The 14,748-nt window shown below is 69.2% G+C and carries 16 protein-coding genes; 8 read left to right on the top strand and 8 right to left on the bottom strand.

Going from position 1 to position 14,748, the window contains the following annotated elements; translation table 11 throughout:
* Positions 1–50 precede the first annotated feature (50 nt).
* The 3 genes from AC5W7N_RS26495 (at position 51) to AC5W7N_RS26485 (ending at position 1,673) form a co-directional block, all read left to right on the top strand.
* Positions 51–407, top strand: a complete 357-nt coding sequence (locus AC5W7N_RS26495) for a winged helix-turn-helix transcriptional regulator (protein WP_163815354.1) — start codon at positions 51–53, stop codon at positions 405–407.
* 240 nt (positions 408–647) lie between these two features.
* Positions 648–1,397, top strand: a complete 750-nt coding sequence (locus AC5W7N_RS26490; protein WP_495922459.1) for a nucleotidyltransferase domain-containing protein — start codon at positions 648–650, stop codon at positions 1,395–1,397.
* A 39-nt stretch (positions 1,398–1,436) separates the two neighbouring features.
* A complete protein-coding gene (locus AC5W7N_RS26485) occupies positions 1,437–1,673 on the top strand; it encodes a hypothetical protein (RefSeq protein ID WP_194991596.1) in 237 nt (78 codons plus the stop codon).
* Positions 1,674–1,702: 29 nt separating this feature from the next.
* Here AC5W7N_RS26485 and AC5W7N_RS26480 read toward each other — a convergent pair whose 3' ends face one another.
* On the bottom strand, positions 1,703–2,299 hold the full coding sequence (locus AC5W7N_RS26480; RefSeq protein WP_495922458.1) for a hypothetical protein: 597 nt from the start codon (positions 2,297–2,299) through the stop codon (positions 1,703–1,705).
* 76 nt (positions 2,300–2,375) lie between these two features.
* Complete coding sequence (locus AC5W7N_RS26475; protein ID WP_495922457.1) at positions 2,376–4,016, bottom strand: Eco57I restriction-modification methylase domain-containing protein; 1,641 nt, start codon at positions 4,014–4,016, stop codon at positions 2,376–2,378.
* Positions 4,017–4,362: 346 nt separating this feature from the next.
* Between AC5W7N_RS26475 and AC5W7N_RS26470 the strand changes: the two genes are divergently transcribed.
* Both AC5W7N_RS26470 and AC5W7N_RS26465 read left to right on the top strand, forming a co-directional pair.
* Positions 4,363–5,676 (top strand): M20/M25/M40 family metallo-hydrolase, encoded by a 1,314-nt coding sequence (locus AC5W7N_RS26470; RefSeq protein ID WP_495922456.1) that lies wholly within the window; start codon positions 4,363–4,365, stop codon positions 5,674–5,676.
* Positions 5,677–5,698: 22 nt separating this feature from the next.
* On the top strand, positions 5,699–6,226 hold the full coding sequence (locus AC5W7N_RS26465) for a YbhB/YbcL family Raf kinase inhibitor-like protein (protein ID WP_495922455.1): 528 nt from the start codon (positions 5,699–5,701) through the stop codon (positions 6,224–6,226).
* A 68-nt stretch (positions 6,227–6,294) separates the two neighbouring features.
* Here AC5W7N_RS26465 and AC5W7N_RS26460 read toward each other — a convergent pair whose 3' ends face one another.
* From AC5W7N_RS26460 to AC5W7N_RS26450, 3 genes are all read right to left on the bottom strand, one after another.
* Positions 6,295–8,124, bottom strand: coding sequence for an AMP-dependent synthetase/ligase (locus tag AC5W7N_RS26460; protein WP_195019348.1), 1,830 nt, complete (start codon positions 8,122–8,124; stop codon positions 6,295–6,297).
* Between the two features lie 206 nt (positions 8,125–8,330).
* Positions 8,331–8,999 carry a GTP cyclohydrolase II gene (locus tag AC5W7N_RS26455; RefSeq protein ID WP_194990826.1) on the bottom strand — a complete coding sequence of 223 codons (669 nt, stop codon included), beginning with the start codon at positions 8,997–8,999 and terminating at the stop codon, positions 8,331–8,333.
* An 85-nt stretch (positions 9,000–9,084) separates the two neighbouring features.
* Positions 9,085–10,566: a PfkB family carbohydrate kinase gene (locus tag AC5W7N_RS26450; RefSeq protein WP_195019347.1), complete on the bottom strand. Its 1,482-nt coding sequence runs from the start codon at positions 10,564–10,566 to the stop codon at positions 9,085–9,087.
* Positions 10,567–10,911: 345 nt separating this feature from the next.
* Here AC5W7N_RS26450 and AC5W7N_RS26445 point away from each other — a divergent pair, with 345 nt between their 5' ends.
* Positions 10,912–11,277 (top strand): hypothetical protein, encoded by a 366-nt coding sequence (locus AC5W7N_RS26445; protein WP_195019346.1) that lies wholly within the window; start codon positions 10,912–10,914, stop codon positions 11,275–11,277.
* 14 nt (positions 11,278–11,291) lie between these two features.
* Here AC5W7N_RS26445 and AC5W7N_RS26440 read toward each other — a convergent pair whose 3' ends face one another.
* Genes AC5W7N_RS26440 through AC5W7N_RS26430 form a run of 3 tightly spaced genes read right to left on the bottom strand, consistent with a single transcriptional unit; the run spans position 11,292 to position 13,665 of the window.
* Entirely contained in the window at positions 11,292–12,371 is a 1,080-nt protein-coding gene (locus tag AC5W7N_RS26440) for a quinone-dependent dihydroorotate dehydrogenase (protein WP_163815444.1), read from the bottom strand.
* A gap of 8 nt (positions 12,372–12,379) precedes the next feature.
* Positions 12,380–12,631 carry a DUF5703 family protein gene (locus AC5W7N_RS26435; protein WP_130916523.1) on the bottom strand — a complete coding sequence of 84 codons (252 nt, stop codon included), beginning with the start codon at positions 12,629–12,631 and terminating at the stop codon, positions 12,380–12,382.
* A complete protein-coding gene (locus AC5W7N_RS26430) occupies positions 12,631–13,665 on the bottom strand; it encodes an NHL repeat-containing protein (RefSeq protein ID WP_194990829.1) in 1,035 nt (344 codons plus the stop codon). Before AC5W7N_RS26430 ends, AC5W7N_RS26435 begins: the two co-directional genes overlap by 1 nt.
* 160 nt (positions 13,666–13,825) lie before the next feature.
* On the opposite strand from AC5W7N_RS26430, the gene AC5W7N_RS26425 reads away from it, so the two are divergent.
* Positions 13,826–14,176 carry a hypothetical protein gene (locus AC5W7N_RS26425; protein ID WP_163815380.1) on the top strand — a complete coding sequence of 117 codons (351 nt, stop codon included), beginning with the start codon at positions 13,826–13,828 and terminating at the stop codon, positions 14,174–14,176.
* A gap of 6 nt (positions 14,177–14,182) precedes the next feature.
* Complete coding sequence (locus AC5W7N_RS26420) at positions 14,183–14,737, top strand: WKL family lipoprotein (RefSeq protein WP_194990830.1); 555 nt, start codon at positions 14,183–14,185, stop codon at positions 14,735–14,737.
* Positions 14,738–14,748 lie beyond the last annotated feature (11 nt).

Below are 14,748 nucleotides of genomic sequence, written 5' to 3'. Positions count from 1 at the left end.
TTTGGTCGGGTACTTACCACACCGTGTGTGAACAGGTAGCGAGGTCGGCAATGGGTGCGAAGAGATCCGGACCATACTTCTGCGGCATCGACGCGGCCATGGACGTCGTCGGCGGCAAATGGAAATCGCTGATCCTGTGGGAGCTGCACAACCACGGCATGCGCCGCTTCGGCGAACTGCGCCGCGGCCTTCCCGGTATTTCGGAGAAGATGCTCATCCAGCAACTCCGCGAACTCGAAGAAGACGAGATCGTCGACCGCACCGTCTACGCCGAGGTGCCACCGCGCGTGGAATACCGGCTCACCGAACTCGGCGCCGCCCTCAACGCCGCGCTCGGCCCGCTGGGGGAGTGGGGGCGCGAGCGGATCGCGCGAATCGGGGCGGACAAGATCCACGTCGCCTCCTAGGACCGGCGACGGCGTCGCCGAGCGCCTCGATCACGCGAGCGCCTGGAGTCAGGTCATCGACCGGCGCCGCGACAGGGATCGGCGCCGCGGATAATGCCGCGCACATCGCGCTGGTGCTCGGTACCATCGCCGGTCGTGGAGTGATGACAGCGCGGCCCCCCTGATCGCGGCCCGGATACCCGGGCGCGATGGATGGTGCTGCCCGCAGGTTCTTTCATCGCTCCGATCCAGAGGACAGCCATGACCGACGAGCAGTTTCTCGCCCACCTCACCGACCGCCTCGCCGCGCTGCCCGGCGTCGAGGCGGTCACCCTCGGCGGATCCCGCGCCGAAGGCACCCACACTCCCGACAGCGACTGGGACCTTGCCGTCTACTACCGCCACGGCTTCGACCCCGCCGACCTGCGCGCCATCGGCTGGCCCGGCGAGGTGTTCGACCTCGGTGCGTGGGGCGGCGGGGTGTTCAACGGCGGCGCGTGGCTCACCGTCGACGGCCGCCGCGTCGACATCCACTACCGCGACCTGGCCGCCGTCGACCGCGAACTCACCGAGGCCGAGGCGGGCCGATTCCATTGGGAACCATTGATGTTCCATTTGGCGGGCATCCCCAGCTATCTGCTGGTCGCCGAACTCGCGATCAACAGCGTGCTGCACGGTGCGCTGCCGCGCCCGGACTACCCGCGGGCCCTGCGCGAATCCGCGCCGCCGGTGTGGCGCGAACGCGCCGCGCTCACCCTCACCTACGCCGACAACGCCTATGCCGCACGCGGACACCGCACCGAAGTGGCAGGGGCGCTGGCGACAGCGGCGGTGCAGACCGCGCACGCGGTGCTCGCGGCCCGCGGCACCTGGGTGGTCAACGAGAAGCGGATGCTGAACCGCGCCGGGCTGCGCGGTGTCGACGACATCATCGCGGAGCTGGTGCCGCAGCCGCAGCGTTTACATGCTGCCATCGAGCAGGCGCGCGAGCTGTTCGACCGCGCCCAGTAGCGCACCGGCGCGCCCACCGCCGGACAACGAAGACGGCCGGTGGGCGCGAACCAGCGCCCCGCGGCTACAGCATTCGCCCGAATCACCATGCACCCCGGCGATATCGAGAAGACTCCACGCCCCGGGGCGCAGCAGCGGCACGGCGTGTCGTCCGCCGGCACTCACCCCGAGAACGGCGGGAATTTCCCGCCGCTGGAGGTTCCCCGATATCTCGTCGAGGGCCTGCGCGAAGGCGCGGCGGCAGTGCTGGCCGCGGATCGGTGCGGCGCGGGTTGATCGCTCGGGAGGCGTGATCGGTGTGTGGGTTACCCCACGCGCACCAAGGCGGTGGCGCCGAGTTCGGATCGGGCCGCGGCCACGAGGTCGAACTCGATGGCCGCGATCGCGCGGTAGCTGGCGATGTAGTGCTCGATCAGCTTCTTGTGTTCGTCGAAGCCGATCGGCTCCCGCGCCACCGTCGCCGCGGCGGCCTTGGTCACCGAGTGCAGGGCCTGGCCGAGCCGGTCGCATTCTTCGAGCAGAGCGTCATCGGCGAGCAGGCGAATCACGTTGAACAGCACGGGAAGCCGGTCCAAGGTGTGCAGGATCTGGGCCTCGGCGTCGTCGACGGTCTCGGCGCTCCACTCCGCGCGCCGATCCAGCTGATCGGTGACCTCCTCGGAGATGGCGAGGATGTCGGAGACTGCGTCGAGCACCTTTTCCCGCCGCCACCGGTCATGATCGCGGCTCGCGGCAGCGCCGTGGGTGGCCTCGGTGGTGCGTTGCGCCGCCTCCACCGCCGCAGCCGCGCGCTCGTCGGCGGCGATGATCGCGCGCCGATGCGAGCGGTGGGTCGCCAGGATCGTCAACGACAGCGCAACGACGACAACAACCGAACTGATGAGGGGCAGCCACGCAGTCACGCCGCCATCATCGCACCACCGCCCGCCACGGCGTCCCGCGGTCGGTGATGCTCCCACTGGATGAGACGGCAGCGGCCTACAGACCGAACGCGGCGTCGAGCAACTCATCGATCGCCGCGCACTGCTGCGCGGAGGGGACCGCGCCGGCGGCGAGGACATCGGCGACCAGGGCGATGATCTCGCGGGCCGCCGCGCATTCCGGGGCGGGCAGCGGCAATCGGGCCACGTACTGCGTCATCCAGCGGCGGCGCCCGGAATAGAGCCGGTTACCGCACACTTCGTCATAGAAGCGCAGGCCCAGCCGCGAATTGGCGACGGCCAGCATCAGATAGGCCAGCTCGTCGCCCCCGATATCGGGCACCGACATCCAGTAGCAGTTGCCGTTGACGATCGCCCCGGACCGGTCGAGCGCGAAACGCGCGGTGGCACTGATATCGGGGAACACGATCTTGGGTGCCGCCCACCGCGCAGGCTGTTGCGGCACCCAGATCTCATACCATTCGCGCCCGCCCTCGGCGACGTAGCGGCGGCTGCGCAACCGGTCGGCATGCGCCTCCAGATAGGCGCGGGTATCCGGGTAGTCGGCCAGATCCACCACCGTCCGTCTGGCGTGGTCGAGCACGTACGGATACAGCACCCGGCTCGCCGGTGCGGGCGAGACCCGCCACGCGAGCACATCGTGCTGGGTGAGCAGCGGACGCAACAGCGACTGCTCCGGGCGCGGACTGCGTTCGTGCCAAGCGTCGGAGATGAACACCGGGTCCGCGGTGGTCTTGATGCCCACCCGGATGCGCGCTACCTCACCGAATCGGCGCCAGGTGCCGGCCTGCACCCGCTGCAACCACGCATCGCCTGCGGCATGCGAGCGTCGCCAGGGCAGGTGCGCGTCAACGGCCGATGCGAGATGCCCGGACCTGATGGCGATGGTGCGCCCACCGTGGTCGATGACGGTGTCAGCACCGGCGGTCAGCGCCTCGTACAAGCCGATCGCACTGTTCGGCACGGCGCGCATGTCCTGGTAGGCGGAGGTGTAGACGCACCGGGACGCCCCATCGGGTGCCCGGTTGCGGGCGATGACGATCGCGGGCAGCACCGCGGCGGTGAACAGTTTGGTGTCACCGAGGTCGTAGAGCTCGAGCGGTTGCAACGACTGCTGCAATACCGCCCGCACATTGGCGCCCGCCCGGGTGGTGAGGAACCGGTTCGAACACAGCAGCCCGACCACCCCGTCCGGGCGCAGCAGCGCGGGCAGCAACACCACGAACGGGTGGGTGAGATCGATGCGGCCACGCAGTCCGAACCGGGCGGCCAGTAGTCGGGCGGTCACCTGCCCGAGTTGCTGGACCCGCACATACGGCGGATTGGTGATCACGGCGTCGAAACCGGCGGTATCGAGTTCGGTTCGTGCGTCCAGGAAATCGCCCGCGTGCAGGTCGACCGCGATACCGAGGCGCGCCGCCCGCACCCGCGCCACCCCGAGCGCGTCGCGGTCCAGGTCGTAGCCGGTGAGCCGCACCGCGATCCCGGGCCGACGTTCGGTCACCGCACGGTAGGCCGCGAACAGTAACTCGCCATCACCGCAGGCGGGATCCAGGATCCGCAGTTCGGTACGTTCGTCGTCGAGATGGTCGACGACGCGCTCGGCCAGGAACCGTGCGAGATCGGTGGGCGTGTAGTGCTTGCCGTGCCGCTTGATCTCGGCCGGACTCTCGCTCACCCGCTCTCCGCTCCGTCGGTGCCGGCTCCGTGCGGACAGCGTACGAGGCGAACGACCTGCGGCTACCGGAATTGGCTCAGGTGTCATGCCCGGCTCGGACGCGGTCGCCGCCGACCACGTCGCACACCCGCCTCGCGCGCTCGACCGCACAAGCGACGGCACGCCGGATTCGGCTCACCGCGACTCGAACCCGCCGGACCCCGCCGAACGCCCCGACCAGCGGATCGGCGGCTGCCCGGGCGCCGCGCGACCGACCGAACCACCGGCAACCCCGCCCGCGGATGGTAGGAAAGGGTACGTGTCGGCAACTGGCGGAGTACCGGGTTCACAGCAACGTTCTCGCGCGGTGTCGGAGGTGGTGGATCTGGTCAGTGCGCTGATCCGGTTCGACACCTCCAACACCGGCGAGCTGGCCACCACCAAAGGCGAACAGGAATGCGCCGAATGGGTGGCCGAGAAACTGCGCGAGGTCGGCTACACCACCGAATACGTCGAATCCGGTGCGCCGGGTCGCGGCAACGTCTTCGCCCGCCTGCCCGGTGCCGATTCCTCCCGGGGCGCGCTGCTCATGCACGGGCACCTGGATGTGGTGCCCGCCCGCGCCGAGGATTGGAGCGTGCATCCGTTCTCCGGCGCGGTCCGCGACGGCTATGTGTGGGGCCGCGGTGCGGTCGATATGAAGGACATGGTCGGGATGATGCTGGCGGTGGCACGCCAGTTCAAGATCGAGGGCACCGTCCCGCCGCGCGATCTGGTGTTCGCCTTCCTCGCCGACGAGGAGAACGGCGGCAAATGGGGCTCGCACTGGCTGGTCGACAATCGCCCCGACCTGTTCGACGGCATCACCGAAGCGGTCGGGGAGGTGGGTGGTTTCTCGCTGACGGTGCCGCGCCCCGACGGCGGGGAGCGGCGGCTGTATCTGGTGGAGACCGCGGAAAAAGGTTTGGGGTGGATGCGGTTGCGGGCCAAGGCCCGCGCCGGGCACGGCTCGTTCCTGCACGAAGACAATGCCGTCACCATCCTCGCCGGCGCCGTCGCACGCCTGGGCACCCACACCTTCCCGCTGGTGATCTCGGATTCGGTGGCGGAGTTCCTGGCCGCGGTGTCGCAGGAATCGGGCCTCGACTTCGACCCGCACAGCCCCGACATCGAAGGCACCCTGGCCAAACTGGGCTCGATCGCGCGGATCATCGGTGCCACCCTGCGCGATACCGCCAATCCGACGATGCTCGACGCCGGCTACAAGGCCAACGTCATCCCGCAGACGGCGGAGGCGGTGGTGGACTGTCGGGTGGTGCCCGGCCGGCAGGCCGCCTTCGAACGCGAGGTCGACGAACTCATCGGCCCGGATGTGGAACGGGAGTGGATCACCAAACTCGACTCCTACGAAACCACCTTCGACGGCCACCTCGTCGACGCCATGAACGAGGCGATCCTCGCCCACGACCCGCAGGGCCGCACCGTGCCCTACATGCTGTCGGGCGGCACCGACGCGAAAGCGTTCGCCCGCTTGGGGATCCGCTGCTTCGGCTTCGCGCCGCTGCGGCTGCCGCCGGAACTGGACTTCGCGGCCCTGTTCCACGGCGTCGACGAACGGGTCCCGGTCGACGCCCTCGAATTCGGCACCCAGGTGCTGGAACACTTCCTGTTGCACAGCTGAACCGATCCGAGATGAGGAGCCAATGAGCTACAACCCCTATGACGCTCTCCCGCAGGTCCCGTCCTTCACCGTGACCTCCGACGATGTGGCCGACGGCCAGAGGTTCGGCAACGACCAGGTCAGCGGCGTGTTCGGGGCCGGAGGCAAGGATGTGTCGCCGCAGCTGTCGTGGTCGGGTTTCCCCGACGGAACCAAGAGCTTCGGCGTCACCGTCTTCGACCCCGACGCACCGACGGCCTCCGGTTTCTGGCATTGGGCCGTGGCGAACATCCCCGCCACGGTGACGTCGCTGCCGGCCGGTGCGGGCAGCCAGGGCGGTGAACTGCCAACGGGTGCGGTGCAATTGCGCAACGACGGCGGCTTCGCCGGCTTCGTCGGCGCCGCCCCACCTTCCGGGCACGGACCGCACCGCTACTTCATCGTCGTGCACGCCGTCGACGTCGACTCCCTCGACATCCCCGCCGACGCCAGCCCGGCCTTCCTCGGTTTCAACCTGTTCTCCCATACCCTCGCCCGCGCCACCCTGGTCGCCACCTACGAGCAGAACTGAGCAGGACAAGGCTGTGGCCCTGAGCGTGCTCGCTCAGGGCCACAGCGCCATCGGCAGGTCTCGGACAGCTACTTGACGTTGATCACGCTGTCGGGGGCGGGTTCGGCGTAGAGCGAGGTGATCTGGTCGGCGTATTTCGCCGCGATCGGCTGACGTTTCAGCGACATCTTCGGGGTCAACTCGTCGCCACCGGGCTCCCACACCGTGCCGAGCACGGTGAACCGTTTGATCTGCTCCACCCGGGAGAGCTTCTTGTTGCCCGCCTGCACCGCGGCCAGCACCTCGTCGAGGATTTCGCGGCGCTGGGCCAGACCGGCGATATCGGTGCCGGTGGCATCGAGCTCCTTGGCCCGCACCGCCGCGATATCCGGGTCGAGCACGATGAGCGCCGAAATGTAGGGCTTGGCGTCGCCGATGGCCACGACCTGCCCGATCAGCGACGACACCGCCTTCACCGAGTTCTCGATATTGCTCGGCGCGATGTTCTTGCCCGCCTCGTTGATGATCAGTTCCTTCTTGCGGTCCACGATGCGCAGGTAGCCGTCGGCGTCGAGGGTGCCGACATCGCCGGTGCGCAGCCAGCCGTCGTCATCGAAGGCCTCGGCGGTCTTGTCGGGCATATTGCGGTAGCCGCGGGTGACGATGGGTCCGCGCACCAGCACCTCGCCGTCGGCGTCCAACCGCAACTCCAGGCCGTCGACCGGGCGCCCGACCGTGCCGGGGCGCGGCTTGTCGAGTTCGGTGTAGGTGCCGACACCGGTGGTTTCGGACATGCCCCACACCTCCGACACGGTGAACCCGAGCCCGAGGAAATATTCGAGGGTCTCCGCCGGAATGGGCGCCGCACCCGAGGACGCCACCTTCAGCTGATCCAAGCCCAGCGCCGCCCGCAGCTTCGACAGCACCAACGCGTCGGCGATCGGATGCTGGATGCGCAACGTCAGCGGGCGGCCGCTGCCTGCCAGATCGGCGCGCGCGGCCGCGACACCGGTACCGATGGCCCACTCGGCCAGCGATTTCTTCACCCCGGTCTCGGCGGCGAGCTTGGCTTCGATACCGGCCTTGATCTTCTGCCACACCCGCGGCACCCCGAAGAACACCGTGGGCTTGGCGTCGGGGAGGGCCGCGGCGACCTCCCGCGGGTCGGGCACGGTGGTGAGCTGGATGCCGGTGAGCAGGTTCATCGCGTGCGCGGAAATGCGGTCGGCGACATGCGCGGCGGGCAGGTACGACACGATCCGGTCATCGATGCCCACCGACAGCGGGCCGTTGACCAGCGCGATCACCTGCGCGAGCACATTGCGGTGAGTGATCTCCACACCCTTGGACGGGCCGGTGGTTCCGGAGGTGTAGATGAGGGTGGCCAGATCGTCGGGTTGCACCGCCTGCCAGGCGGCGTCGAAATCGAAATCCTCGCTCGCGGCGGCTTCGACATCGTCGATGGTGAGTGCGCCGGTGACGGGGCCGTCCACCACGATCAAATGCTCGATCGGCACATCGGAGCCGGTGATGACATCGAGGAACTTCTGTTCGGTGACGACCACCTTGTTGGCGGCGTTGGTGAACAGGTGCGTGATCTGTTCGGCGGAGCTGGTGTTGTAGACCGAGAAGGGCGTGGCGCCCAGATGCAGGGCCGCGGTGTCGATCAGGTTGAACTCGGGCCGGTTGGTGAGCATGATGCCGACGGTGTCGCCGTGCCCAACGCCCAACCCGGCCAGCCCAGCGGCCAGCGCGCGCACGCGTTCACCGTATTCACGCCAGGTGATCTCCTGGGTGCCGCCGACGGTGCGCAAGGCGATCTGATCGGGGCGCAGGGCGAGGGTCTGCTGGAAGGCTTGCGGCACCGTGTAGACGGTGGTGCCGCTGGGATGGGCGTAGCCGATGTCTGTTGTGGTCATGTTCCGTTCCCGATGTCGCTGCATGAACCGAGCGTCTCGGCGGAGCCCCTGACTGGACAGCGCGCCGGCCTGTGCGGCACACCGGCTCACCGAGGCAGCACCGAGTGACGCGGCTCACTCATGGTAGCCGGAAACCGGACATTTGTGACCTGGGTTACGAAACCGGTCCGAGCGCACGACGGCACCCGGACCGGCGCGGGCCGGCGCTAGTTACGGCCCCGATGCTGGGTCTCGGGCCGGTCCAGCACGGCCGCCTGCTGTTCCCACACGGAGGTGTCGGCGGGAATCCAGTGACCGCGCCGCTGCCGCTTGGCCTGCAAATACTGCGCCGCCCGGTCGCTGAGCGGGGTGGTGGCCAGCGGGACCGCGGTGACCTCGATCCCGGCGTCGGTGAGGGCGGCGACCTTGTCGGGGTTGTTGGTGAGCAGCCGCACCCGGGTCAAGCCCAGTTCGAGCAGGCTGGTCGCGGCGTGGGTGTAGGTGCGGGCGTCGGCGGGCAGGCCGAGGCGCTCATAGCTGGTGAAGGTGTCGGCGCCGGAACGTTCGCTCTCGCGGTAGCCGTGCGCCTTCGCGACCAGCCCGCAACCGCGGCCTTCCTGCTCCAGATACACCAGCACGCCGGCGCCTTCGTCCTGGATGTGGTCGAGCGATTTGGCGAGTTCGGGGCCGCAATCGCAATCCTGGGAACCGAGAGCTTCGCCGTAGAGGCAGCGCGAATGCACCCGGACCAGGCAGCCGTTGGCCGGCTCACCGAACACGAGCACATGCCCGTCCTCGGCGCCGCCCGCCACCTCCAGAACCCGGACCCTGATATCGCGCCCGCCGCGGGTGAACCGGTGACCGGTGTCGCCGGTCGGTACCGCAACTATGGTCAACGCGCCTCCTGTGTCGTACGGGGTGTGGCCCCGCCGGTTCGGTGCGCTGCGCGATCGCCGCCGAACCGAACCTGAAGTGGTGTGGTCACCGCTCTTCCGGGCCGAGCCGGACGAGTCGGTCGATCTCGCCTGCCAGCGGCATGGCGCCCGGGATATCGCCGAAGGACTGGGTCGCCACCATCGCAGCGGTCGCCCACACGTAGTCCTGTTCCTGCGCCGGGCGGCGCGCCGACAGGAGCCTATACGCCAATGCCCCCGCGAACGCGGCCCGGGCTCCCGGGGAATCGCTGAGCGCGGCGGGGAAGCGGCCGACGTCGAGATCGAGCTCCTCCGAGCGCACCGTGCACGCGAAATCGTCGATGACACAGACGGTTCGGACGCCGAGGGCGCGCAGATGGCGGGCGATGTGATCGCCGGAGGTGGCTTTGACCTCCGGCACCATTTCGTCCAGTTCCCAGGTCGCGCCCATCAGATAGTCGACCGCCCCCAGATGCTGATACAGATGCTGCGGTGCGTCCACCGGCGGGGCCGGATGCACCATCAGCAGCGGCCGCGGCCGCATCTGCCGCACCCGCGCCATCACCTGCTCGATCACCGCCAACGGCTGTTCGAAGGTCAGCAGGATCGCATCGGAGGCGGCGAGCGCGGCATGCAGGGCGGGGCCGGTGAGTTCGCGTTCGCCGAGCCGGATCCGGTCGTCCTTGCAGCCGATGCTGGCCGCCACACCGGTGGCGGTGATCATCACCGAGGTCACCGGGGTGGCGGCGTCGCGCACGACGGTCACCAGCTCGGTGTCGACGTTCTCCGCGCGCAGATAGTCCAGGATCTGCCGTCCCGCCTCGTCGTCGCCGACGGCCGCCACCAACCGCACCTCCACGCCGAGGCGGGCGGCGGCCACCGCGCGGTTGAGACCTTTGCCGCCGGGATGCGCTTCGAAACTGCCGCGGGTGGACGTGCCGGCGGCAGGGACGTGGTCGACGCGGTAGATGTGGTCGATGACGGCGTCGCCGATCACCGTCAGCACCCCGGGTGCCGGCTCGTGCGCGGCCCCGGTGTCCACACTGATGCCCGCGTCGACGGGAGTGCCGAACACCGGGCCGGTCGTCAGCAGTCCCGCCAGCGCGCTGAACGCGCGGCGTTCCGGAGTGGCCCGCAACGAGCGCACGGTCGGGGTGGGCGGGATCTGCTCGGCGCCGGCGATCTCGTGCAGCCGCTGCCACTGCTGGGTGAGGTATTCGCGCCGCTCGCCGAGATCCTGCGCGTAGAGGCGGTCCGGATCGATGCCCTCGGGCGTGTCGTCCCGTAACAGGCCCAGTGACAATTCGGCATCGGTGATCAGGCGGTGGGTCGGCGGGAGATGACGGGCGAGGTCGCGGACCACCGGGAGCACCGCCTCCTCCGGTGCGAGGCCACTGCGGTGGGCGTGGCGGCGCACCGCGGGCAGATCCAGGAGCGGTCCGACGTCGATTTCGGTGGTGCGCAAGCGTTCCGGGCTCAGACCGGACCGTTTGCACAGCCGCGTGAGGATGTTGCGCACGGCGACCATGCCCGAGTCCTGCTGGACCATGGCGTCCCCACCTTTCGGCATTTCCCGGTCGTGAACGAGGTTTAACCACCAGTCATTCCGGCAACTACCATATCGCAACGGCAATTGACCGCCATTCCCGGCAAATGACAGACTGGATGGTGAGAGAGCGCCGCACCAGACGGACGGGAGGCCCTGGTGATGACAACGACGCTGAGGTTCCGCAGCCGCCGCAGGCACACACAGCCCGACGGCCACCTCGGGACGGACCCGGACGCATCCGCAACTCGCGATAACGCCCGACCATCCCGCTCCGCACGACGGTAGCGACGCCGCGCCGGGAATGCCCGGCCCGGTCTCGGTGCCGGAGTTCGTCAGGAGGCAGCTGTGACCATCCACGCCACCGACTGGTCGATGACCAGCGATATCACTCCCGAAACAGCCCATCGGGTACCCGGTGAGTCCCGCACGCCCTGGCGGCTGAGCTGGCTACCGGATCGGCGGCTGAGCGCCGAGCAGGCCCGCGCCGGCATGGAACTCGACGAAATCGTCAGCGATCCGACGCTGGTCTATGACCAGGCGGCCCTCGCCCGCGGTGCACAGTGCGCGGGCATGCTCGGGCTGCTGTGGGAACACGCTGTCGTACTGCTCTGCAAGCGGCTCAGCGCCCGGCTGTGCGAGAGCGCGACGGTGCCCGCGGACCTGGACGAGGACTTCCGGTTCGCGGGCGGCCCGCCGTGCGTACTGAGCTGATCGCGCCGCGATATTCAGGCGCGCGCGGTGTGTTCGGAGCCCACGGCCTCGGCCAGGCTCGCGTAACCGTTCTCGCGCAGCTTCTGCGCCAGCCCACGATGAATGCGGCGCGTCCACAACAGACCGCCGTAGATGAATCCGGTGTAGCCCTGCAGCAGGCTGGCACCCGCCCGGATGCGTTCCCACGCCTGATCGACGGTTTCGATGCCGCCCACCGACACCAGCACCAACCGGTCACCGACGCGCGCGTACAGCCTGCGCAACACCTCGAGCGAACGATCGGCCACCGGGGGACCCGACAGCCCACCCGCCCCGATCTGCTGCACCGTCGCCGGATCGCTGGCCAGGCCGCTGCGTCCGATGGTGGTGTTGGTGGCCACGATCCCGGCCAGACCCAGCTCCACCGCCAGATCGGCGACGGCGTCGATATCGTCGTCGGACAGATCCGGGGCGATCTTCACCAGCACCGGCACCTCGACGGTGTCGAGCACCGCGCGCAGCAACGGCCGCAGCGACTCCACCGCCTGCAGATCACGCAGTCCAGGGGTGTTGGGGGAACTGACGTTGACGACGACGAAATCGGCGAGCGGGCCGAGCAGCCGGGCGCTGGTGGCGTAATCCTCGGCGGCATGCTCGGGTTCGACGATCTTGGTCTTACCGATATTCGCCCCGATCGGCACCGTCTTACGGCGCCGGGAGTGCAGTCGTGCGGCAGCGGCGGCCGCGCCCTCGTTGTTGAACCCCATCCGGTTGATCAGCGCGCGGTCGGCCGGCAGCCGGAACAGCCGCGGCGCGGGATTGCCGGGCTGGGCCTGCGCGGTAACGGTGCCGATCTCGGCGAAGCCGAACCCCATCGGACCCCAGGCGTCGGCGCCGGTGGCGTTCTTGTCGAAGCCGGCGGCCAGACCGAGCGGCGCCGGGAACTCCACGCCGAACACGGTGCTGCGCAAGATCGGATCGTGGTCGACCAGCAGCCGGTTCAGCACCGCGCGCGAGGGCGGGAAGGCGGTGGCCGCGCGCAGGGCGGCGAAGACGAGATGATGGATGCGTTCCGGGGGAACCAGGAACATCACCCGCAGCAATAATCGGTACAGCATCGAGCTCACATCCCCGGCTCGGCGGTGACCGGGCTGCTCAGCGGGGTGCGGCGGCGGCGAAGCAACACCCGTCGGCTGCCGTCGGTGTAGGCGCGCACCCGCGACAGTTCCCAGCCGCCGTATTCGGCCTGGATCGCCAGCCGCATCGACGCCGTCACCCTGGTCACATCCGGTGGCAGCCGCAGCGGCACGTATTCGTAATCGTCGGTGCTGGTTTCCCAGCCGGCCGGTAGCGCCGCGCGGCGGCTCGCTGCCATCACTGCCCTCTCTTCCGCTCGTCCGCGCGAATCCGCTGCAGACCGTCACCGGTCGCGGACCCGACGAACAGATCGCCGCTGCGCTCATCGACGGTCACCGAGTTCGGTTGCCCGACGGTGGGGTAGCGGCCCACTTCCTCCGGTATACCCGTCGACAGATCGAAACCGACGACTTCGTTGCTCTGCGTGCACGTCACCCAGACGATGTCCGACTCGTTGTCATAGGCGAGCGCGTAAGGCGACGATCTTACCGGGAAACGCTGATGCAGTACGAGCGGTCCGGTCGTGTACACCAGCAGTTCCCCGCCCGCGGTATCGGTGACGACGATGCGCCCGAACCGGTCGCCGATCATGTTGGTGGCCCCGTCGCCGGCCCGCAGTGCCAGCCCGAGGTGGTCTTCGGCGGGGTCGATCTCGGTGATCGAGGTCTGGTGGCGATCCAGCACCGCCACCCGGTCGCCGGCAACGGTCACCGCGTCGGCCGAGATCAACCCGTCCACGCTGTCGGTGACCTCGCCCTCGGCGTCGAGCCAGAGCACCCGGCCGTCGGCGGTGCCGATCACCAGCCCGCCGTCGGCACCCAGGTGCACCGACCGCGCGTCGGCATCGACGGGCACGTCGGTGACCGCACCGCTGGTGACGTCGACGCGCAGCACCCGCCCGGGCGCCGGGATCAGCACCTCACCAGGTGCGCCCTGGGCCACGGTGGCGCCGGGCGCCGCCAACGCGACGGTGCGCGCGCGTGTCTCGGCCGAGGGGTCGGCCGCGTCGATGAGATAAACCGCGGGGGTGCCGGCGCGCGCGTCCAGAGCGGCGATGCGGCCGGTCTTCGCCTCGGCGACCAGCGCCCCGATCGGCGCGGGCGCGCTCAGCACCGTGCCCGCGGGGGCGGCGCCCTGGTCCGGGGAAACGGCGGCGGTGGCCGGATCGCGGGTGGGCACCTTGTCCGGGTCGGTGTCGGACGAACAGCCCGCCAGCAACGCCAGCACCGTCACACCAGCCACTACTGCGGGGACCGAGCCGCGTGGGCGCATCCACGAACTCCTCTACCTTGTGACACAACCGCGAACCACACCATCTGACCACGTGCGCCGCGGTGAGCACGCGGGAGGGGTTTGGCGACCGCCTCCGGCGGATAATTGTGGCGGGGAGTTACGGTTGAGCCAGCACAGCGTCCAATGTCAGGAGTTCCGGTTGAAATCAGAACATCCTTCGGGATTTTCGATCGATGACTTAACAATTGGTTCGTTTGCTCATGGTTTCGGGACGACCGACGACGGCCGCCCCTTCGCCTTCCGCACGGTCCGCTCCACGCTGCGCCTCGAGATCTACCGCCCCGACCTCGACACCGAGGTACCCGCCCCCGAAGACGTCGTCGCCGTCGCCGAGGTCAAGGTCACCGATATCGACCTCGACGACGAACGCAGCGTGACCGCCCTCGTGCGTGACCTGGTGCCAGAGGCCGTCCCCACCGTCGCCGACCGCGACGTCACCACCGTCCGGGCGTTGCTCGGCCGAATCAGCTCCGTGATCGATGGTATGTAGGTAGTGATGCGTTACACACCCTTCTCCCGCGCCGTCCGACCTGTCCGCGCCGCACTGGCGGCCGCGACGCTGGTCGCGCTGGCCGCCGCCTCGGCCTGTGGTTCGGGAGTCGACGACGATGCCGTCGCCGCCGCCCGCTCCGCGGCGAACGCGGCCCTGTCGTCATCGGCGGCCGCCACCTCCTCGTCGGTCGCCGCGCGGGTGCTGCCGACCGCCGCCGAACTCGACGCCCAGATCAAACGGGCGCTGGACCCGGCGTTGCCCGATGCGGAACGCACCGCGCTCATCGAAGACGGTGAGGCGTTCCGCGACGCCATCCCGGACATGTACAAGGCGTTGCAGGACAATCCGCACGCCGTCTACGGCGTCACCGATCCGGTGTTCGACAACCACGACGGCACCCTGACCGCCACCATGCGCCTGGACAAGGACGGCACCGGCACCCAGATCCGCACCACCGTCGTGCATTTCGTCTACCTCGACGGCAAGTGGAAGATCTCGCGCACCGATCTGTGCGGCATCCTGCGCTCGGCCGACTACCGCACCCCGGCCTGCGGCTGACCCGGCGACCG

This window comes from Nocardia sp. CDC519, from assembly GCF_059509835.1.
The sequence above is the reverse complement of the archived record's forward strand: the minus strand, read 5'-3'. Positions and strand labels throughout refer to the sequence as shown.